The organism is Dyella sp. (assembly GCF_035503745.1).
Lineage (GTDB): Bacteria > Pseudomonadota > Gammaproteobacteria > Xanthomonadales > Rhodanobacteraceae > Dyella_B.
Window position 1 is genome coordinate 37812 of record NZ_DATJTC010000022.1, and the last position, 20367, is coordinate 58178.

Sequence of the window (20367 nt, forward strand, 5' to 3'; positions counted from 1 at the left end):
CTGCCGGTCGATGACGGTGTTACAGGAGCGGGCCGACGATCAAAGCTCTTCGATCGTGGTGTTGTGATTGGTGTAGATGCAGATGTCGCCGGCGATCTTCAATGCGCGCTCGACGATCGCGCGCGCGTCCAGCTCGGTGTTCTCCATCAGCGCCAGCGCGGCTGACTGTGCGTACGGGCCGCCGGAACCGATCGCGATCAAGCCATGCTCGGGTTCGAGCACGTCGCCGTTGCCGGAAATCAGCAGCGAAGCATCCTTGTCGGCTACCGCCAGCATCGCTTCGAGGCGGCCCAGGCGGCGGTCGGTGCGCCATTCCTTAGCCATCTCGACGGCCGCGCGGGTGAGGTTGCCGCTGTGCTTGTCCAGCTTCTGCTCGAACAGTTCGAACAGCGTGAAGGCATCGGCGGTGGCGCCGGCGAAGCCCGCCAGCACGTCGCCCTTGCCCAGGCGGCGGATCTTGCGCGCGTTGGCCTTCATCACCGTATTGCCCAGCGTGACCTGGCCGTCGCCGCCGATCACGACGCGGCCGTGCCGGCGCACCGAGACGATGGTGGTGGCGTGGAACGATTCCATGGAGTTCTCCGAAAACGAGCCTAGCCCCCAAACGTGGGGCCGGGGTGCCTGATTCCAAGCGGTGGACCGGCCCTTGGCGGCGCGACCGGAGCGACACCGTGCCGTCCGCCATCACGCGCCACGCCGGCAGGGCGGCGATCGGGGGCGGGCAGCGTTACGATCCTTTGCGCCGCGCGCGCGGATGCGCGGCGTCGTACACCTTGGCCAGGTGCTGGAAGTCCAGATGCGTATAAATCTGCGTGGTGGCGATGTCGGCGTGGCCGAGCAGCTCCTGCACCGCGCGCAGGTCGCCGGACGATTCCAGCATGTGGCTAGCGAAAGTATGGCGCAGCAAATGCGGATGCACGTGCTTGGCAAAACCCTGGCGCAGCGCCAAGGTTTTCATGCGCGCCTGCACGGTGCGCGGACTGATCGGCGCGCCGCCGCGGCCGCGAAACACCGGCGCATCGGCATCGCGGCCCTGCGCCTGGCCCAGGGCGCGCAGCGCGTCGATGGCGTGACGTCCCACCGGCACGATGCGCGTCTTGCGGCCCTTGCCCAGCACGCGCACTTCGCCGGCATCCAGATCCAGATCCAGCCAGCGCAAGCCGGTCAGCTCGGACAGGCGCAGGCCGGAGGAATAGAACAACTCCAGCATCGCGCGATCGCGCACCCCCAGCGCATCCTCGCCCTCGCCTTCCACCAGCGCGGTCGCTTCATCGACGTCCAGCACCTGTGGCAGTTTGCGATGCACCTTGGGTCCGCGCACCCCGGCCAGCGGATCGTGCGTGATCAAGCCTTCGCGTGTGAGTTGCCGGAACAAACTGCGGCACGAGGAAAGCAGCCGCTGCAGGCTCTTGGGCGACAGGCCGGCACGATGTTCGGCGGCGATGAAGCCGCGCATGCGGCCGGGCATCAGCGCGTCGAACGATTCGATCTGTTGCGTCTGCATGAAGCGCAGCAGCTTGGCCAGGTCGCGGCGATAGCCGTCGATGGTGTGCGCCGACGCCTTGCGCTCGGTGGCCAGCCGCGCGAGCCATGCTTGGACCAGGGCCTGGGTTTGCACGTGAGCGCTCAGGCGCCGTCTTGCAGGCGCGCCAGCGAGGCGGTGACGGTGGCGGAAATCATTTTCAGGAACATCGTGCCCATGCCCGGCTGGAAATGATCCGGATCGTGGCTGCCGATCGCCAGCAGGCCGTATTCGCCCAGCGGCATCAGCGCCACGGAGCGAACCTCCGGTGCCTGCTGGCCGAACAGGCGATACATGCGTTCGGCCGAAAGCCGTCCGGAGATCGGTTCGTGATGGGCGAGGAAGTCGGCGAATTCGGGCATGGCCGCGCGGCCGCCCGCTTCGTGTATCAACCAGTCGGCCGGCGGCAGCAGCATCTGGCCGAACAGCACCAGGCGCACCTGGTCGGTACCGAAATCGTCGAGCAGTTTGGCCACCACCGTGCGTGCGGCCACGGCAGGGGTGTTGGCGCGCAGTACGGCGACGTTGAGTTCGTGCACGCGCTGCATAAGGCGTTCGTTCTGCGCGGCGATGGTGGTCAGCTCCACCAGTTTGCGTTCCAGGTCGCCGTTCTTGTCGCGCAGGGTTTGCAGCTGGTAGGCCGCCAGCGAGGCCACCGCGCCCTGCTCGCGCGGCATCGTCAGCACGGCGGCCAGCTCCGGATAGCTGCTGAGAAAGTCAGGATGGCGCCGCAGGTAGGCGGCTACTTCGCTGGCTTTGAGCGTGTCATCGAGCAGGGCGTTGGTCATACGCGAAACCTCGAGCCGGAGTGATGGGCGAGGGGTCGCCCGACCGCAGTGTGCGATGGACGCGCCCGCGCATCAATCACCGGTTTGCCGGTCCAGCCATTCGCCTTCGAACACAAACGAGGCAGGGCCGGTCATCCACAGGCGCTCGCCCGGGCCGTTCCAGTCGATCTGCAGGCTGCCGCCGGGCAGGTCGACCCGTACCTGTGCATCCACTTCGCCGCGCTGGCGCAGTACCGCCACGGCGGCGCAGGCGCCGGTGCCGCACGCCAGCGTCCAGCCGGCGCCGCGCTCGTGCACGCGCAGGCGCACATGCGCGCGGTTGACGACCTGCACGAAGCCGGCGTTGGCACCTTCGCGAAAGCGCGGGTGTGCGGTCAAGGCGGGCCCCAGCCGCGCCAGTTCCGGCGCGGCGAGCTCGTCCACCGCGACCACCGCGTGCGGATTGCCCATCGAGACCGCGCCGATCTCCAGCGCCTGGCCGTCCACCTCGATCGTGTGGCGTATCGCGGTCTGAGCCGCGTCGAACGGGATGCGCGATGGGTCGAAGATCGGTTCGCCCATGTCTACCGTGACCCGGTGCGCGTCGATCAGGCGCACGGCCACAGGGCCGGAGGGACTTTCGATCTGAACCGCCTGGCCGATCGCCAGCGCACCCGCGCGATGCAACCACGCCGCCACGCAACGCACGCCGTTGCCGCACTGTCCGGAGGGCGAGCCGTCGGCGTTCCAGATGCCGTAATAGAACGCGCTGGCGCCATCGCGCGCCGGCTCCACGCTCAGCAGCTGGTCGAAGCCGACGCCGGTATGGCGGTCGGCGATGGCGCGGATCAATGCCGGGTTCAACGCCAGTGCGCCATGGCGGCCATCGATCACGACAAAGTCGTTGCCGCTGCCGTGCATTTTGGAAAAACGCAATGCCATCGCTTCAACTCAAACCGTCATCCGCCGTGCAAAGGCTTGGTCACTACGCTGCTGGCGCTGGCCGGTGCCGAGCTGGAGGACGCGGGCGCGGCGGCGGAAGCGGCCGGTGCCGGTGCCGGTGCAGGCTTGGCGACCGGCTTGGGCGCGGCCGGCGGCATGTACAGCGGACCTTTGTTGCCGCAGCCGGAAAGCGCGGCCAGGGCAAGGCAAGCCGGCAGAAATAGAAGCGATCGGCGCATGATGCGAAGTCCTTGGAGATCGCGGCCAGTATAGCCAAGCCGCCCGCCTTGCACTGCCGCCGTGATCCGGATCTCGGCGTGCCGCCGTTATGATGCGCATCCGATCCGCATGGACGCGTGGCACGTGGAGTACCCCATGAACTGGAACGAATTGCTACGTCTGCCCACCACCTTGCTCGCCATCCTGGCCGCGGTGGTGTTGTTCGTCGCGCTGGTGCAGCTGATCGCGGCACGTCAGCACGTGCTGGCGCATCGCCCGCTCGCGGCCAGCGGCCATGCGCTGCTGCTGGTGGTGCTGGCGGTGCTGGGATTGTTCCTTGCGGGCGTGGCCATGTCGTTGCGCGGTTATCGCTTTCTTAGCGAGGAAGAACCTGTCGTGCAGATCGAGTCGCACATTCTTTCGCCGCAACGCTGGGCACTTACCGTGAGCTGGCCGGACGGTACCACCCGCAGCGTGATGCTGGCGGGCGACGACTTTCGCATCGAAGCGGTGGTGTTGAAGTGGAAACTGCCGGCGATGCTGGCCGGCCTGCCGCCGCTATACCGGCTCGACCGCCTGTCCGGACGCTATGACGACGCCACGCAGGAAATGACCGCGCCGCGCACCGTGATCGATTTCAAGCAGGCCGGCCAGGGCGATCTGCTGGACTTGCGCAAGCAATACCCGGCCTGGCTACCCGATGTGGATACCTTGTTCGGCAGCGGCGCGTACCTGCCGCTGGTCGATGGCGGCCACTACAGCGTGAACCTGATGCGCACGGGCGCGCTGGTGGTGCGCCCGGACGAGGCCACGCAGCAGCGCATCGGCCAGCCGCTGGGCGACTGAGCCGGTCTCGGCATACTCGCCGCGCCGCGCGCCCATCCGTTGGGCTTGGACGGCCAGGTGCAGCGGGGGAAGCAACGGCTCGGCCAGGCCAAGTGGACCAGGCCCATGCGCCGTGCAAGCGGAGCGGCGGCGCTGCCCAACGCCGGCCACTGACCGGTGAACTGACGGCGGGCCGGGTTTAGTCGAAGGCCTCCCGCACAGGAGGCCCTTTTTCATGCCAGCGATTTTTCAAAGCGAAAGGCATCGGTGCCGTCTTCGTAAAACCCTTTCAGCACCGGACCGGCGCGGCGGTAGCCCAGCCGCTCGTACAAACGCACCGCGGCGTCGTTGTCGGTACGCACTTCCAGCCGCACCCACTGGCAGCGGCGCTGGCGCGCAACGCCTTCCACCGCTTCGATCAAGGCGGTGCCCACGCCCTTGCCGCGCGCTTCGGGCAGGCTGGCGATGGAATACAGCCGCGCCGCGCGGCTGCCCTTGCGGAAGAACACCAGCGCGGTGCCCAGAAAGCGGCGGTGGTTGGCGCTGGCGATCAGCACGCGCGCGGTGTCGCTGTCCAGATGACGGCGAAACTGGGCGCGGCTGATCTGGTCGTGATCGAACGTGGCGTGCTCCAGCGCGACCAGGTCGTCGAGATCGGAAAGTTCGGCTCGGCGCACCCGCACGGCGGCGGTGGCTGGCGATGGCGTCATCAAAGAGGCTCTCATTAGAACGCACCGGCGGCGGGCTTGGCGCGGGCTGCCAAAATCCAGCAGGCGTGGGTTTTGAATAAGGGCGGCACTGTAGTGCAGAGTGCGGCGGAAAGCATCCATTGCAAGTCATGGACGCGCCCCGGACAGCATCCGGGGGCAACCGGCGTTTAGTGCCGCTTCAGTGCGTACCCTTGTGCACCCCGCGCCGGTGCATGACACTGCGCCCTTGCGCTGCGCCGCCTCGTTCCCCTACGCGGCGGCGCTTCTCCCGCCGGTCCTCCTGAGGTGTCATGACCCGACTCGTCATCGTCGTCGAGAAAGCTTCCGACTGGGGCTCCTACTATCCGTCGGTCGACGTGGTCAGCGCGATGGACTACCTGCGCGAACCGGTGGGCGGCGACGACGAACGCACCCATGTCATCAACCTGTGCCGCAGCTATAAATACCTGGGCACCGGTTACTACGTGTCGCTGCTGGCCGAGGCGCGCGGGCATCGGGTGATGCCCTCGGTGCGCACCGTGAACGACCTGCGGCGGCGCTCGCTTTATGGTCTGGCGATCGACGATCTCAACGCCAAGCTCACGCATTTTTTACCCGCCGGCGGGCGCGACACCACCGATTTCGGCATCCTGGTCTACTTCGGCGAAACGGCCCAGCCCGCGCTGCAGGACCTGGCGCGGCAGGTGTTCGAAATGTACCCCTGTCCGCTGCTGCGCATCGAGTTCGAGCGCGAGCGGGTGTGGCAGATCTCCTCGATCAAGCCGGTGGGCCTGCACACGCTGGACGACGCGCAGGAAGACGCCTTCGCCGCCGAACTCGATCGCTTTTCCAAAAAGCTCTGGCGTAAGCCTCGCGCAAGGCGGCTGTACCGTTATGACCTGGCCATGCTGGTCGATCCGAACGAAGCGATGCCGCCGTCGAACAAGAGGGCGCTCAAGTCGTTCATTGCCGCGGGCAAGGAGTTGGGCATCGAGGTCGATCCGATCGGCAAGAACGATTACCAGCGCCTGGCCGAATACGACGGCCTGTTCATTCGCGAGACCACCGCCAGCGACAACCACACCTACAACTTCGCCCATCGCGCCGAACGCGAGGGCATGGTGGTGATGGACGATCCGGGCTCCATTCTTCGCTGCACCAACAAGATCTTCCTCAACGACCTGATGGTGTCGCGCAAGCTCGCTGTGCCGCGCACGGAAATTATCTATCGCGACGACACCAAGGGATGGCGCGAGGTCGCTGCCAAGCTCGGCTATCCGCTGGTGCTGAAAATTCCCGACGGCTCTTTTTCGCGCGGCGTGGTGAAAGTGCAGGACGAACAAGAGTTGGAAAAAGCCACCAGCGAACTGTTCCAGCACAGCGCACTGCTGCTGGCGCAGGAATTCGTCGCCACCGAATTTGACTGGCGCATCGGCGTGCTGAACCGCGAACCGCTGTACGCATGCAAGTACTACATGTCGCGCGGCCACTGGCAGATCTACAACCACGGCGCGAAAGGCGCGGCGAAAACCGGCAGTTCCGAAACCATCCCGATCCGCGATGCGCCGCCGGAAGTGGTGAAGCTGGCGCTCAAGGCCACCAACGCGGTGGGCGACGGTCTCTACGGCGTCGATTTGAAGCAGCTGGGCGACAAGGCCGTGATCATCGAAGTGAACGACAACCCGTCCATCGACGCGGGTGTGGAAGACGCCTATCTGGGCGAGGACCTGTACCGGCGAATCATGCAGGAGTTCTTGCGCCGCATGGAGCGCAAGCGCATGGGCATCATCGCCTAGCGTTGCCCGCGCGGGATCTTCCGGCTTGCCCGTCCATGGGCAAGCCGCAAAGGTGTGCGCATTCCCTTGCGCTGCCGCCGGCCGGCGACCACTCCCTTCAGGCCGGCGGACATCCCATTGCGCAGCGCTCCGGCCGCGCAGGCTCCACTGCCAGGCGGATACTTTGCTAATGCCAGATCAGGTGCCGTGCCGAACGGCGGCGCGGGCGACACAACGCAAGCAACTGCCGCGGCAGCGTCGGCTCCAGCGTCAAGATGACGGCCAGCGGCGCCCACAGCAGCCAGAACATCGGGGCCCAGCCAAATAGTGCGGTGTGCGCGGGCACCAGGGTGCTGAGCAGCAGCAGGGTGCCGATCAGCAGCCACAACAGCGATGCGGCCAGCAGCCGTGCGTGGCGCGGGAAATCGGTGTTCGGTTGACGCATGGCAAAGCTCCGTCTTGGGCGTGGACCAAGCGTGCCGGCGGGCGGTCTCACGGACTGCGATGGCGCCCCAACGCCCCGCCGACACCCCAGGCAAGCAGGGCGGGAGCGCACGCCGCGCTTCGATCGCCGAAATCCGGACGCATGCGGCCAAGTACAATGGGCGCCCCGCAAGGAGCACCGCATGTCACGACCCAGCCAGTTCGCCGTCTTTGGCCATCCGATCGCGCATAGCCTGTCGCCGCGCATCCACCAGGCTTTTGCGCAGCAGTTCGGTATTGCCCTGACCTACCGCACCATCGATGCCGCACCCTCTGCATTCGCCGACGCCGTGCGGCATTTTTTCAACGAAGAAGACGGCCGCGGCGCCAACGTCACGCTGCCGCACAAGCTGTCCGCCTTCGCGCTGGCTGACGAGCACACGCAGGCCGCCACGCGCGCGGGCACGGCCAATGTGCTCACGCGTCTGCCCGACGGACGCCTCGCCGCGCACAACACCGACGGCGCGGCGCTGGTGCGCGATCTCACCGACCGCCATGGCCTGGACTTGCGCGGCCACGATGCATTGCTGCTGGGTGCCGGCGGCGCCGCGCGCGCGGTGGCCTGGTCGTTGTTCGAAGCGGGTGTGCAGACGCTCACCATCGTCAACCGCTCGCCCGAAGCGGCCGATCAGCTTGCCGATGCGATCGGCGAACCGGCGCGCGTGCATACGCGCTACTGGGACGATCTGGGCAACATCGGCAGCTTCGACCTGATCGTCAACGCCACCTCGGTCGGCACGCTCGGCCAGGCGCTGAGCCTGCCGTTCTCGCTGGTGGGATCGCGCGCGGTCTGCTACGACCTTGGCTACGGCACCTCCGCGTTTGCCTTTCTCGCCTGGGCGCGCGCCGCTGGCGCGCTGCACGCCTACGACGGCCTGGGGATGCTGGTGGAACAGGCCGCCGATGCGTTCGAGCTTTGGCACGGCAAGCGGCCCGATACCGAGCCGGTGTACCAGTCCCTGCGCGCCCTATGAACGCGGGCACGGCATGCCGCATGGGTTGTGGCGCATGTTGCATCGCGCCCTCGATCAGCTCGCCGATCCCCGGCATGCCGCACGGCAAGCCGGCAGGCGTGCGCTGTATCCAACTGACCGCCGATAACCGTTGCGCCCTCTTTGGCGACCCGCGCCGCCCGCAAGTCTGCGGGCGGCTGCAGCCGGAGCCGGCCATGTGCGGCAGCGATCGCGAGCACGCCCTGGGGTGGCTGTCGGCGCTGGAAAAAGCCACTCGCGCCGCCTGAATTTCCCGCCGTTCCGGCTTGCCCGGCATTTGGCATGTCCAAATTTTGGATCGTGCTAAGTTGGCTGGACAGGGGGCATCACTCGCGGGGGTTTGCGTATGTTGCCGATGGGGAAATTCAGTCGTTGCCTGGCTGGGGCCGGGCTAATGGTGTGCGTCGCAGGCGTGGCCAGCGCCGCGCCGGATAACAGCAGTCCAGTGGGCTCGGCCAATGTCACGGTGGCCGATCCAACGGTGCCGCGCCCGCCGGGGCAGCCCTGCGCGGTGCAGCTTTTCAGCAACGATACGTTCGACGATTACAGCACGCGGCCTTTCAGCTATACGCCGCCGGCCGGCTGCGGCACGCACTGGTCCAAGGTGGTGCTGGAAGGGGATTTCTCGGTCACCGCGGGGGTGCAGTACGACCGCACCGCGACCATCTTCCTGGCCGGCGTGAACCTGTATTTCGGCACCACCCAGGAGCCCGCCTCCACGCTCGCGCCGAGCTGGCACGTGGAGCGTGACCTGACCGATTACAGCGCCTTGTTCGCCAAGCCCGGCCAGGGCCAGGCGTTCATCGGCAACATCGTCAACAGCACCTATACCGGCGTGATCCACGGTAGCGCGCGGCTGCTGTTTTATCCGGCCAGCGGCGTCGCGCCGGCGGCCAACGCACCCGACGCGGTTTATCCGCTGGGCAGCGATCCGGTCGGCAGCACGGTGGCCCTGAACACCTCGACCGACCAGCTTGCCGCCACGCTTAGCTTGCCGCGCAACATACAGAGCGCTTACCTGGATGTATTCACGCAAAGCCAGAGCAACGATGAGTTCTGGTACACCTGCGTGCCGGCGCAATACGCCGCGGAAACCGGCGAATGCAACAACGGCAATTTTCGCGAAGCCCAGATCAGCATCGATGGCCAGCCGGCCGGCGTGGCGCCGGTGTATCCATGGATCTATACCGGCGGCATCGACCTGTTCATCTGGAAGCCCACGCCCGGCGTGCAGACGCTCAATTTCATGCCCTACCGGGTGGATCTGACGCCGTTCGCCGGCGTGCTCAGCAACGGCGCGCCGCACACGGTGGCGGTGAGCGTGGCCGGTGCCGACAGCTACTTCTCGGCCACTGCCGCGCTGCTGGTGTATGAGGATCACGGCACCAAGCAGGTGAGCGGCCAGGTTACGCGCAACACGCTGGCCAACCAGCCGCCGACGCCCACGATCAGCAGCACCTTGAGCCAGGATGCTTCCGGCGACGTTACCGGCGGCGTCACCACGGCCTTAAGTCGCCACTTCGTCATCGAAGGTTACGTGGATACGTCGCGCGGACGCATCACCACCACGGTGGATGAAACCTCTGCCTTCACCAACACCGAAAGCTTCGACATCACCAGCTCGATCTACGACCAGACCAGCAACCAGCTCACCACGCTCAACGGTACGAGCCAAAGCAAGCTGGGGCCGGTCACGGTCAGCCAGTTCAGCGCCAGCTATCGCTATCCGCTTTACGTGGAATCGGACGAGAGCGTGCTGGCCGACGGCAACTACTCGATCTTCACCAAGATCGGCCAAGGCTACAAACAGCAAACCGAGGTCGGCATCGGCGGCCTGACGCTGTATGCGGCCAAGGTGGAAAACCGCGTGGATGGTTCGGACACCCTGGTGCTGACGCCCAGCTACAGCATCGTCAGCCATAGCGGCCAGCAGGCGACGCAAACTTTTGCGTTCGACGACTCGCTGGGTGACTGCTACGACAGCAGCGTCAGTTCCGCCAATAACCTCGTAACGGCCTACAGCAGCGGCCAGGGTTGCCCCGGCCGGCAGAACCGGGTGCTTTGGTTCACCCACCCCGATGGCTCCCCTTATCAGGGCGAGCGCCTGTTCAACTGGTAAGCCAGGCAGGAACCGGCACCCCTTCGGATGGTCCGAGGGGGTGCCGGCATGTTAATTTTGTCGGCATTGCACCCTGCATATGTCGTTCCACGGAGTCTTTGCCGATGCGTACCCGCTTGCTCGCACTTTCCATCCTTGGCGTGGCCGTCGTGCTCGCTGGCTGCCATCACGCCACGCGACCGGATGGCACCCGGGTCGACAGGAAAGGCGTGACGGACCTGGCCGGGTTCGAAACGTTCGTGAGCACCCACCCGAGCCCCGCACAGTTCAAGAAGATGTATCCGGGCGTGCTGCTGATGCTGCCCGGCAAGATCAGCGACCTGGACACCCGCTACGACAACACCCGTTTCTTTCCTGACCTGGATAAGAACGGCGACATCATCGGCGGCGATTTCCACTGATTTCGAGCCAATGATGGCCCGGGGGCCGGGTTTAATCGCGTATGGACGCGCACTTGCTCGCTGATCCTTGACCCGCGGGCCTGGCCGGCGGGCAAACAGCTCCCGGCCCGGGCCGCGCAGCGTCGTGCGGCAGGCCGTGGCTGTCACATTCGCAAGGCGGAGTCATTGGGCTGACACGTTAGCTAATTAATCTGGCGCGATTGCGGCAATACGCTTTGGTACGGGCGGTTGCTCCCCACGTCCCCGTCATCGTGCAGGTGTCATGTCATCTTCCCCTTCCACCGTGCCTGGCCGGCGCGGATTGCTTCTTGTGTCACTGGCCGCACTGCTGGCGATCGGCGGCGGCGTGTTCTGGTACGCGCATGCATCGATCGCAAGCAAGTCCGGCGGCCACACTGCGAACGATGGCAGCGACGTCGGCGTCATGCTCGGGCTGGCGGACAGCGCCTATAAGGACAAGCACCTGCTCGCGCCGGTCGGCAGCAATATGTACGAGTTCTACTTCAGTGTGCTGCAGCTCGACCCGAACAATTCGACCGCAATGGAACGGCTGCGCGACATGTTCAAGCCGGCTTGCGATGTCGTGGAAAGCACCATCAACAGCGGCGATCTGGACGAAGCGCAGCGCGAGCTGTCGCTGCTGCGCATGTACGATCCGCACAATTACAAGCTCGCCCTGCTCGGCAGCGTGCTCGACGCGCAACGCGTCATCGAGCGCCGCAAGCATGAAGCGGAAGCTGCGCGCATCCAGGCGCAGCAGGCGGCGGCCGGGCAACGCGCAAACTGATTCGCGCCGCCGTACAGGTTCCTCCCCGTGCCTGCAGGGGAGGCGGCGTGTCAGTCAGCCGGCGAGGTAGGTGTCCTTCAAACGGACGTAATGATCGGCCGAGTAATGCAGCTGCTCGATCTGCTTGTCGGTAAGCACGCGTACCCGCTGCGCGGGATTGCCCAGCCATAGCTCGCGCTCGCCCACCACCTTGCCGGGCGGTACCACGCTGCCCGCGCCGACGAAGCCGTATTTCTTGATGGTGGCGCCGTCGAGCACGGTGGCGTGCATGCCGATCAGGCAGTAATCCTCGATCGTGCAGGCGTGGATCACCGCGGCATGACCGATCGTCACGCCCTCGCCCACGATGGTGGGAAAACCGCCGGGCGAATAGGGACCGTCGTGCGTCACGTGCACGATGCTGCCGTCCTGCACGTTGCTGCGCGCGCCGATGCGGATGTAATGCACGTCCCCGCGCAGCACCGCGCCCGGCCAGATCGATGCGTCTTCGCCCACTACCACGTCGCCGATCACGGTCGCGGCCGGATCGACGTATGCGCGAGCGCCCAGGGTGGGCGTGATGCCCTTGTAACTGCGAATGCCATTCATGCCTGCATTCTATATGGCGGCCGTAAGGTTCTCGTTGCCGGGCGGCGGCGGGTCGCGTTCGCGTGCCTCCAGTACGCGAACCGCTTCCCGGTAGCCGGCATCCACCGCCAGCCGCCAATCCTTCCAGTCGAGCATGCGCACGTGCTCCAGCGGCGGGTTGATCAACAGATCCGCGCGCTCGATGCAGTGCAGGCTGGTTTCCTCGCTGTTGACCATCGCCGCGCGCGTGAGCGTGGAAACGATGCCCGGCCAGCCGGTGCCGTGGCGCTGGCGCACCCACAGGCGCCACCAGGGCGGCGTGGCGAATTCTTCGGCTTGCGCGCGCAATTGGATGTCGGCGCGGATGCTCACCGCGGTAATGTGCGCGATGCCGTCCTCGGCCATCACGTCGGTGGGCAGGTTGTCCACCAGCGCACCGTCCACGTAGACCTGGCCGTGATGCAGTACCGGCGGCAGGATGCCGGGAATGGAACTGGTCGCGCGCAGCCATAGCCATAACGGCCCGTGCCGATGCACCACTTTGCCCAGGCCGGACAGGTTGGTGGACACGCAAAAGAACGGCCGCTCCAGATCCTCGATATCCAGCGCGCCGAAAGCGCGGCGCAGCATGCGCGCCGCGCGCCGCCCGCGCGTGAGCGCGACCAGCGGCAGGGTCCAGTCCGACAATGGCTTGCCGCGCACGAAGGCTTCGTAAAAGACGCGCATCATCTGGTCGGTGTCCCACATGTTGGCCACGCCCGCGCCGATGATCGCGCCGATGCTGGTGCCACCGATCGCGTCGAACTGATGTCCCGCCTCGCGCAGGGCGCGCAACGCGCCCAGGTGCGCCAGGCCGCGCGCGCCGCCGCCGGCCAGCACCAGGCCCCGGCCATGGCCGCTGATCAGCCGCGCGATGCGCTCAATATCCGCTTCGCCGCACACGTGGTGATGCTGGATCTCGCCGCTGAACTGTGCGCGCCAGCGCCGCGCGGAACCCGGCTGCACGCGATGCGCGGCATGCATCAGCAACAGATGCCGCGGCCGGTGGCGCACGCGCGCGGGATGGCCCGGCGCGGCTTCCGGCCATGGCCGCGCCGCCTGCGCGGCCGGCGCGGGCAGCAGCAGCACGTCGGCCTGGCGCAGGCAGCGCAGCCGCCAGGACGTGGCGCCGGTGCTATCGAGGTAGATGACGAAACGCGCCTGCGCCTCGCGCTCGGCGAACCAGTCGCTGCCGCGATTGGCGCCGTGTTCGGCGTCGATCACGATGCAGTTGCCAAAGGCCTCCAGCGCGCGCGCCAGCTGCATCGCCAAACCGCGCACCGGCACGTCCTGGTCGACCGGCAGGATGGCGAACGTGCGCGGCTTGTCCGGCGACTGGTCGTGCCGCTCGCGCCGGATCAGCCGATCCATCGCCTGCCGCGCCACATGGAGCATCGCGCGCGGGTGGCGTTCGATCAGATGCTCGAACACCTCCCGATCGAGCCGCAGCAATTCCGAATCGCGCAGCGCGCGCACGCCGTAACGCACCGCCTCGCCGCTGAACAGGCTGATCTCGCCCACGCAGTCGTCCGCGGCAACCAGGCGCACCAGGTCGGTGGGGCCGTCGAACACGCCCAGGCTGCCGCTGCACAGGATGTACAGCGCCTGGGCCATTTCGCCGGCCTTGAACAGGTACTGGCCGCCGGGCAGGCAGATCCAGCGCAGATGGCCGGCAAGCGTGGTCCGCTGCGCGTCGTTCAGATGCGCAAACAGCGGGATGCGACCGATCAGGGCGGGGATATCGGCAGGCTGCATGCGCGCGATGGTACGCCGGCGGCGATGACGCCGTCCGCCGCGCGTGCGCCCGATCGCGATAGTGCCGTCTTGCGCCTTGATTTCGCCGGCCGCCGACAGCACCCTGTCCGGTCAGAAGGAGCACCCATGAGCCACGACAATCCCCTGCTGGCCGACGACGCCCTGCCCGCGTTCTCGCACATCCACCCCGACCAGGTCGGCCCGGCGATCGACGCCCTGCTGGCGCAGAGCCGCGCCGGCATCGCCGCGTTGACGGCTCCCGGCGCGCCGCGAGATTTCGCTTCGGTGATGCTGCCGCAGGAGCGGCTCGAACAGCGCATCGCGCATGCCTGGTCGCCCGTCTCGCACCTGCATTCGGTGGCCGACAGCGACGCGCTGCGCAAAGTCTACGGACCGGCCGAGGAGAAACTCACCGACCACGCGCTCGAAGTGGGCCAGAACCGCGATCTCTACGCCGCCGTGCAAGCGGTGGCCGATGCGCCGGGGTTCTCCATGCTGCCGCGCCCGCAGCGGGCGCTGGTCGAACACGCACTGCGCGATTTCAAGCTTTCCGGCGTCGCCCTGGAAGAACCGGCGCGCACGCGCTTTCGTGAAATTGGCGTGGAGCTGAGCAGGTTGTCCACCGAATTCTCCAACGCCGTGCTCGATGCCACCGATGCGTGGTACGAGCACATCACCGACGAGCGCGACATCGCCGGCATTCCCGAATCGGGCCGCGCGGTGCTGCGCCAGTATGCCAAGGAAAAAGGGCTCGAAGGGTATCTGGTCACGCTCAAGCAACCGAGCGTGCAGGCGGTGCTCACCTATGCCGACAACCGCGGCCTGCGCGAACGCGTGTACTGGGCCTACCAGACGCGCGCCTCCGACCAGGGCCCGGATGCAGGCAAGTACGACAACGGCGCGCGCATCGAGCAGATCATGGCGCTGCGCCACGAGGCGGCGCAGCTGCTGGGCTTCGCCAACGCGGCGGAAGAATCGTTGGCGACCAAGATGGCCGGCGCGCCCGCCGAGGTGCTGGCTTTCCTGCGCGATCTTGCCGCGCGCGCAAAACCCGTTGCGCAGAAAGAATTGGCCGCGTTGCGCGAATTCGCCGCGCGCGAATTGAAAATCGACAATCTCCAATCCTGGGATGTCGGCTACGCCGCGGAAAAGCTGCGCCAACAGCAATACGCGCTGGATGAGGAACAACTCAAGCCCTATTTTCCGCTGCCCGCCGTCATCGATGGCCTGTTCGGGCTGGTGCACCGGCTCTACGGCATCACCCTGCGTCCGCGCGACGGGGTCGATGTGTGGCATCCGGACGTGCGCTATTACGACGTTATCGATGCGGACGGACGCATTTTCGCCGGTGCCTACATCGACCTTTACGCGCGCAGCGGCAAGCGGGGCGGTGCCTGGATGGACGTCTGCCGCGCACGCTTCGACGACGGGGCGCAATCACAGTTGCCGGTGGCATTCCTCACCTGCAACTTCGCGCCGCCGACCGAAGGACGCCCGGCTCTGCTCACGCACGACGATGCGCTGACCCTGTTCCACGAATTCGGCCACGGCTTTCACCACCTGCTTACCGAAGTGCCGCTGCCTTCCGTCGGCGGCATCGACGGCGTGGAGTGGGATGCGGTGGAGCTGCCCAGCCAGTTCATGGAGAACTTCGGCTGGAACCGCCAGGCGCTGGACCTGTTCGCCAGGCATTGGCAAACCGGCGAACGCCTGCCCGATGAATTGTTCGAGCGCATGCTGGCCGCGCGGCACTTCCATGCCGGCCTGTTTCTGGTGCGCCAGCTCGAATTTGCGCTGTTCGACTTTCTGTTGCACCTGGAATACGACCCGGCCAAGGGCGCGCGCACGCTGGAAGTGCTGGAGCAGGCGCGCAGCGAAGTGGCGGTGCTGCACCCGCCGGCATGGCAGCGCTTCCCGCATGCGTTCAGCCATATCTTCGCGGGCGGCTACGCGGCCGGCTATTACAGCTACCTGTGGGCGGAACTGCTTAGCGCCGATGCCTTCGCCGCCTTCGAGGAGCACGCGGCCCAGGGCGGCAACGTGATCGACGCCAGCATCGGCAACCGCTTCCGCCATGAAATCCTCGCCGTGGGCGCCAGCCGCCCGGCGCTGGAAAGCTTCATCGCCTTCCGCGGCCGCAAGCCCGAACCAGACGCCCTGCTGCGCAGCCACGGCCTCGCCTGAAGGAGGTCAGGGTTCCTCTCCGCGCTTGCCGGGGAGAGGAACCCAGGCGATTGGCGCTTTGCTCGCAAACAGGTTCACAATCGGCGCCATGCCGCCATGCCAGCATCGGCGGTGCCTGCCTGCCGCCCAAGCGAAAGCACCGTGAACCTGAGGAGTTTGTGATGAACGCCATCACGCAACTGCCTACCGAATGGCGAGACTGGATCCGCGAAAACCTCGCGCGCGGTTGCGCACCGCAATCGCTGATCGACGACATGGTGCGCAACCGCTTCGATCCGATCTTCGCGCGTGCCGCGGTCAACGGCGTGATGACCCAGGGCGCCGCTTTCGCCGCGCCCGTCGAAGCACAACCGAAAGCCGCCGCCGGCTATGTCTACGAAACGCCGCGCCTTAGCGCAGGCAATCTGATTCGCACTTTCGACCGCCAGGTGCGCATCGTCACGCGCATGAAGCGCCCGATGATCGCCGTGCTCGAGGGCGTGCTGAGCGAGGAGGAGTGCGACGAACTGATCCGCCGCTCCGCCGACAAGATGCATCGTTCCACCACCGTCGATCCGATCAGCGGCAAACACGAAGTGATTGCCGACCGCAGTAGCGAAGGCACGTTCTTCATGCTCAACGCCGATCCGTTCATTGCGCGGCTTGACCGCCGTATCGCCGACATCATGAATTGCCCGGTCGATCACGGCGAAGGACTGCAGGTGCTGCATTACGGCACCGGCGGCGAATACAAGCCGCACTTCGATTTCTTTCCGCCGGACGAACCGGGCAGCCACGTGCAGATGACCATCGGCGGCCAGCGTGTGTCCACCCTGGTGATGTACTTGAACGACGTCGAGGAAGGCGGCACCACCATCTTTCCCGACATCGGTCTGGAAGTGGTGCCGAAAAAAGGTTCGGCCGTCTATTTCGAATACACCAACAGCCACGGCCAGCTCGACCGCCTCACCCTGCACGGCGGCTCGCCGGTGACGCGCGGCGAAAAGTGGATCGTGACCAAGTGGATGCGCCAGCGCCGCTACGGCGAAGCGGCAACCGCCTGAAAGCCTCGCCCCGCGCTCGCGCGGAGCCAGGCTCATCCATCCCGGCTGTTCAGCCCTGGGCGCCGTCCGCTTCGCGGTGATAGTGGGTGACGATGTCGATTTCCTTTTTCGAGCCCAGGAACACCGGCACGCGCTGGTGCAGGCCGGTGGGCTGAAGGTCGAGGATGCGCTCGCGGCCGGTGCTGGCCGCGCCGCCGGCCTGCTCGATGATGAAGGCCATCGGGTTGGCCTCGTACATCAGGCGCAGCTTGCCGCCCTTGCTCCTGATCTTGGCGTCCAGCGGATAAAAGAACACGCCGCCGCGCGTGATGATGCGGTGTACGTCGGCCACCATCGAGGCGACCCAGCGCATGTTGAAATCCCGCCCGCGCGGGCCGTCCAGGCCGGCCAGCAGCTCGCCGATGTAGCGCTGCATCGGCGCTTCCCAATGGCGCTGGTTGGACATGTTGATGGCGAATTCGCCGGTTTCTTCCGGAATGCGGATGTCGCGGCGGCTGAGGATGAAGCTGCCTACTTCGCGATCGAGGGTGAACTCGTGCGTGCCGTGGCCGAAGGTCAGCACCAGCACGGTGGCCGGACCGTACACCACGTAGCCGGCGGCCAGCTGGGTGGTGCCCTTCTGCTGGAAATGCTCGGCCGTGGGCTCGGTCACGCCATCGGGGCAGCGCAGCACCGAGAAGATGGTGCCCACTGAAATGTTGACGTCAATGTTGGAGCTGCCATCCAGCGGGTCGAACAGCAACAGGTGATGGCCTTTGGGATACATGTCGGGAATGGGCTGCGGATCTTCCATTTCCTCCGACGCGCAGGCCGCCAGCTGGCCGCCCCAGGCGTTGGCTTCGAGCAGGATTTCGTTGGAAATCACATCCAGCTTCTTCTGTGCCTCGCCCTGGATGTTGCCCGTGCCCGCCTCGCCCAGCACGCCACCGATGGCGCCCTTGTTGGTGGCCACCGCAATGCGCTTGCAGGCGCGCGCCACGACTTCGATCAGCAGGGAAAGCTCGGCGTTGACGCGGCCGGCGCGGCGTTCCTCGATCAGGAACTGGATCAGCGAGACGTGTTTCATGACGTGATCTTGAGGCAAAGGGACAGCCATTTTCCCGCCTCCGCCCGATGGATGCCAGCCGTGCGTGCGAACCTGCGGCCAGGCTCTGCTGACAACACGTTGGCAGCAGGCGGGGCGCAAGCTGGCAACGTCGAAAAGGGAGGAACGATCCATGCGCGATACGGTTTATGTACTGGTGTTCGACGGCTTCGCCGATTGGCAGGTCGCGTTGGCGCTTAGCGAAATCCGCCGGCCGGGCGACTGGAAGGTACGCACCGTGGGGTTTACCCGCGAGCCGGTGATGTCCATGAGCGGGTTGCAGGTGCTGCCGGAGGAAAGCATGCACGGGCTCGACCTGGACGCCGCCGCGCTGCTGGTCCTGCCGGGCGGCCACCTGTGGCGGCCGGCGCGGATGGAGCAGGTGGCCGCGCTGGCCCGACGCGTGCACGCGGCCGGCGCGCCCGTGGCGGCGATCGATGAAGGCGTGCTGGCGGTGGCGCACGCGGGCCTGATCGACCGCTGCCGCCACACCGGCAATTGGGCCGGCCAGCTGCGCCGCGAAGTGCCGGCGTATGCCGGACAGGACCAATACGACGCGGACGTGCTCGCGGTGAGCGACGGCGGCGTGATCACCGCCAGCCACCTCGGCAGCATCGAGTTCGCGCGCGAAATCATCCACACGCTGGACCTCTACAACCGCAGCGACCGCGAGTACTGGTACCGGTTGTTCAAGCATGCCGTGCCGCCGCCGTGGTTTCCCGGTGTCGCGGTCGAAACGATCAAGGCCGCCTGAAGGAGATCGTCATGAAAGACCTGATGAACCGCGTCCTGCTGGCGTACCGGCCGCTGTATCTGCGCGGCTTGCTGATGGACGGCCAGTACCGCTTGCCGCCGCCGCAAACGGCACCGCCGGCGAAAGGCAAAAGGCTGATCCACCTCACGCCCGTTTTCCAACCCGCGCGCAGGCGCGTGCTGGTCGCCACGGCAGCGGCAGCGGCCGGGATGGTGCTGTCTACCCATGAAGACACCTGCGCCAAGCCCGCCGACGCACCTGACGTGTGCGTGTGAGGTTTGCGCAAGTGCAGGAAACCATCATGTACTCGAACGATGTCAAACACGACCGCTGCGTGATGTCCTTTCATGCACGCAACAGCCGCTGCACCGCGACGCCTGCCGCGGCGGAAGCATCGAACGCCGGTGACGAACCGCATGCGATCGATTTCAAAACGCGCGAACGACGCCAGGCGTCGTATCGCGCGATCCATGCCATGTACAAGGTGACGGCTATGCTCGATCGCATGCCGGCTCGTCCGGCGATGCGGCGTCCAGCGGACGCGGTTGCCCCATGGACGGCCAAACCGGGGGCATGAGCGTGGCCGGTGAGTCGATCATGCAGCACGTAGCAGCCATGCCCATGCCTGTCTCACGCATTGCGACGCCAAGGCATGACTTCGGATGCTGGCCGTGGCCGCCGGAGTGGGCGATCATCCGCGCATGCGCCGCGCCGACCGCCTCTTCCTTATCATCAATGCCCTGCGCGGTCGCCGCACCGCACTGCAGGCACGCCAGCTGGCCCAAACGCTGGGCGTATCGCTGCGCACCGTTTATCGCGACGTGGCCGACCTGCAGCTTTCGGGCGTGCCGATCGAAGGGGAGGCCGGTGTCGGCTACGTGCTGCGCAAGGGTTCGGACATTCCGCCGCTGATGTTTACCGCCGACGAACTCGAATCGCTGGTGGTCGGCACGCGCTTCGTGCGTGCCTTTGCCGGCGAAAAGCTCGCCGCCGGCGCGCAGGCCGCGCTGGTGAAGATCGAAGCGGTACTGCCGCCGGAGTTGCGCGAACGTTCCTCCCGCACGCGCATCTATGCGCCGATCTGGCGCGATGAGGAATCGATCGCCTTCGCCGCGCGCATCGACCAGTTGCATGCGGCGATCGAAAAGCAACAGGTGCTGCGGCTGTTCTATCGCGACGAAGTGGGCCGCCAGAGCGAGCGCGAGATCGAGCCGCTGTGCCTGGCGTTCTGGGGCGGTAAATGGACCCTGGGCACCTGGTGCCGGTTGCGCCGCGATTTTCGCAATTTCCGTCCCGACCGCATCGAGCGCTACGAGGAGACGGGCGAAGTATTCCAAAGCGCGCCCGACCGCAACCTTGCTTCATACCTGCAAGCGATGCGCGGCTATTACGCCGGGCTGGAATAAACCCCGGCCCTTGC

General features: G+C 66.4%; 23 protein-coding genes. 13 read left to right on the forward strand and 10 right to left on the reverse strand.

Features of this window, described 5'->3' with window-relative positions; genetic code table 11:
• Positions 1-39 precede the first annotated feature (39 nt).
• The 5 genes from hslV to lptM form a co-directional block, all read right to left on the reverse strand.
• Entirely contained in the window at positions 40-573 is a 534-nt protein-coding gene (gene hslV, locus VME63_RS08870) for an ATP-dependent protease subunit HslV (RefSeq protein ID WP_325432384.1), read from the reverse strand.
• A gap of 154 nt (positions 574-727) precedes the next feature.
• On the reverse strand, positions 728-1618 hold the full coding sequence (gene xerC, locus VME63_RS08875) for a tyrosine recombinase XerC (RefSeq protein WP_325432386.1): 891 nt from the start codon (positions 1616-1618) through the stop codon (positions 728-730).
• 8 nt (positions 1619-1626) lie between these two features.
• On the reverse strand, positions 1627-2310 hold the full coding sequence (locus VME63_RS08880) for a DUF484 family protein (protein ID WP_325432388.1): 684 nt from the start codon (positions 2308-2310) through the stop codon (positions 1627-1629).
• Positions 2311-2382: 72 nt separating this feature from the next.
• On the reverse strand, positions 2383-3231 hold the full coding sequence (gene dapF, locus VME63_RS08885) for a diaminopimelate epimerase (RefSeq protein ID WP_325432390.1): 849 nt from the start codon (positions 3229-3231) through the stop codon (positions 2383-2385).
• 17 nt (positions 3232-3248) lie between these two features.
• Positions 3249-3470 carry an LPS translocon maturation chaperone LptM gene (gene lptM / locus VME63_RS08890; protein ID WP_325432392.1) on the reverse strand — a complete coding sequence of 74 codons (222 nt, stop codon included), beginning with the start codon at positions 3468-3470 and terminating at the stop codon, positions 3249-3251.
• 136 nt (positions 3471-3606) lie between these two features.
• On the opposite strand from lptM, the gene VME63_RS08895 reads away from it, so the two are divergent.
• Entirely contained in the window at positions 3607-4296 is a 690-nt protein-coding gene (locus VME63_RS08895; protein ID WP_325432394.1) for a hypothetical protein, read from the forward strand.
• 212 nt (positions 4297-4508) lie between these two features.
• On the opposite strand, the gene VME63_RS08900 is transcribed toward VME63_RS08895, so the two are convergent.
• Complete coding sequence (locus VME63_RS08900) at positions 4509-5000, reverse strand: GNAT family N-acetyltransferase (RefSeq protein WP_325432396.1); 492 nt, start codon at positions 4998-5000, stop codon at positions 4509-4511.
• 275 nt (positions 5001-5275) lie between these two features.
• Here VME63_RS08900 and VME63_RS08905 point away from each other — a divergent pair, with 275 nt between their 5' ends.
• Complete coding sequence (locus VME63_RS08905; protein WP_325432398.1) at positions 5276-6760, forward strand: RimK family protein; 1485 nt, start codon at positions 5276-5278, stop codon at positions 6758-6760.
• Between the two features lie 166 nt (positions 6761-6926).
• Here the strand turns inward: VME63_RS08905 and VME63_RS08910 are convergent, their stop codons facing one another.
• Entirely contained in the window at positions 6927-7184 is a 258-nt protein-coding gene (locus VME63_RS08910; RefSeq protein WP_325432400.1) for a hypothetical protein, read from the reverse strand.
• Between the two features lie 181 nt (positions 7185-7365).
• Here VME63_RS08910 and aroE point away from each other — a divergent pair, with 181 nt between their 5' ends.
• The 5 genes from aroE to VME63_RS08935 all read left to right on the forward strand — a co-directional run bounded on the left by aroE (position 7366) and on the right by VME63_RS08935 (position 11521).
• Positions 7366-8196: a shikimate dehydrogenase gene (gene aroE / locus VME63_RS08915; protein WP_325432402.1), complete on the forward strand. Its 831-nt coding sequence runs from the start codon at positions 7366-7368 to the stop codon at positions 8194-8196.
• Entirely contained in the window at positions 8193-8462 is a 270-nt protein-coding gene (locus tag VME63_RS08920; protein ID WP_325432404.1) for a YkgJ family cysteine cluster protein, read from the forward strand. The genes aroE and VME63_RS08920 overlap by 4 nt, the downstream gene beginning before the upstream one ends.
• A gap of 146 nt (positions 8463-8608) precedes the next feature.
• Complete coding sequence (locus VME63_RS08925) at positions 8609-10333, forward strand: peptide-N4-asparagine amidase (protein WP_325432406.1); 1725 nt, start codon at positions 8609-8611, stop codon at positions 10331-10333.
• Between the two features lie 104 nt (positions 10334-10437).
• Entirely contained in the window at positions 10438-10734 is a 297-nt protein-coding gene (locus tag VME63_RS08930; protein WP_325432408.1) for a hypothetical protein, read from the forward strand.
• Positions 10735-11044: 310 nt separating this feature from the next.
• The gene (locus tag VME63_RS08935; protein ID WP_325432410.1) at positions 11045-11521 is read left to right on the forward strand and encodes a hypothetical protein; all 477 of its coding nucleotides are present in this window, start codon (positions 11045-11047) and stop codon (positions 11519-11521) included.
• 54 nt (positions 11522-11575) lie between these two features.
• On the opposite strand, the gene VME63_RS08940 is transcribed toward VME63_RS08935, so the two are convergent.
• On the reverse strand, positions 11576-12109 hold the full coding sequence (locus VME63_RS08940; protein ID WP_325432412.1) for a gamma carbonic anhydrase family protein: 534 nt from the start codon (positions 12107-12109) through the stop codon (positions 11576-11578).
• Between the two features lie 9 nt (positions 12110-12118).
• Complete coding sequence (locus VME63_RS08945; protein ID WP_325432414.1) at positions 12119-13984, reverse strand: patatin-like phospholipase family protein; 1866 nt, start codon at positions 13982-13984, stop codon at positions 12119-12121.
• Between the two features lie 24 nt (positions 13985-14008).
• Here VME63_RS08945 and VME63_RS08950 point away from each other — a divergent pair, with 24 nt between their 5' ends.
• Together VME63_RS08950 and VME63_RS08955 are read left to right on the forward strand one after the other, a co-directional pair.
• A complete protein-coding gene (locus VME63_RS08950; RefSeq protein ID WP_325432416.1) occupies positions 14009-16066 on the forward strand; it encodes a M3 family metallopeptidase in 2058 nt (685 codons plus the stop codon).
• Positions 16067-16227: 161 nt separating this feature from the next.
• A complete protein-coding gene (locus VME63_RS08955; protein ID WP_325432418.1) occupies positions 16228-17109 on the forward strand; it encodes a 2OG-Fe(II) oxygenase in 882 nt (293 codons plus the stop codon).
• A 49-nt stretch (positions 17110-17158) separates the two neighbouring features.
• On the opposite strand, the gene VME63_RS08960 is transcribed toward VME63_RS08955, so the two are convergent.
• Positions 17159-18175: a class 1 fructose-bisphosphatase gene (locus tag VME63_RS08960; protein WP_325432420.1), complete on the reverse strand. Its 1017-nt coding sequence runs from the start codon at positions 18173-18175 to the stop codon at positions 17159-17161.
• A gap of 151 nt (positions 18176-18326) precedes the next feature.
• Here VME63_RS08960 and VME63_RS08965 point away from each other — a divergent pair, with 151 nt between their 5' ends.
• The 4 genes from VME63_RS08965 to VME63_RS08980 all read left to right on the forward strand — a co-directional run bounded on the left by VME63_RS08965 (position 18327) and on the right by VME63_RS08980 (position 20353).
• Positions 18327-18947 (forward strand): DJ-1/PfpI family protein, encoded by a 621-nt coding sequence (locus VME63_RS08965; RefSeq protein WP_325432422.1) that lies wholly within the window; start codon positions 18327-18329, stop codon positions 18945-18947.
• A gap of 11 nt (positions 18948-18958) precedes the next feature.
• Positions 18959-19222, forward strand: coding sequence for a hypothetical protein (locus VME63_RS08970; protein WP_325432424.1), 264 nt, complete (start codon positions 18959-18961; stop codon positions 19220-19222).
• A gap of 11 nt (positions 19223-19233) precedes the next feature.
• Positions 19234-19524: a hypothetical protein gene (locus tag VME63_RS08975; protein WP_325432426.1), complete on the forward strand. Its 291-nt coding sequence runs from the start codon at positions 19234-19236 to the stop codon at positions 19522-19524.
• Between the two features lie 124 nt (positions 19525-19648).
• Positions 19649-20353, forward strand: coding sequence for a YafY family protein (locus tag VME63_RS08980; RefSeq protein WP_325432466.1), 705 nt, complete (start codon positions 19649-19651; stop codon positions 20351-20353).
• The last annotated feature ends 14 nt before the right edge of the window (positions 20354-20367 follow it).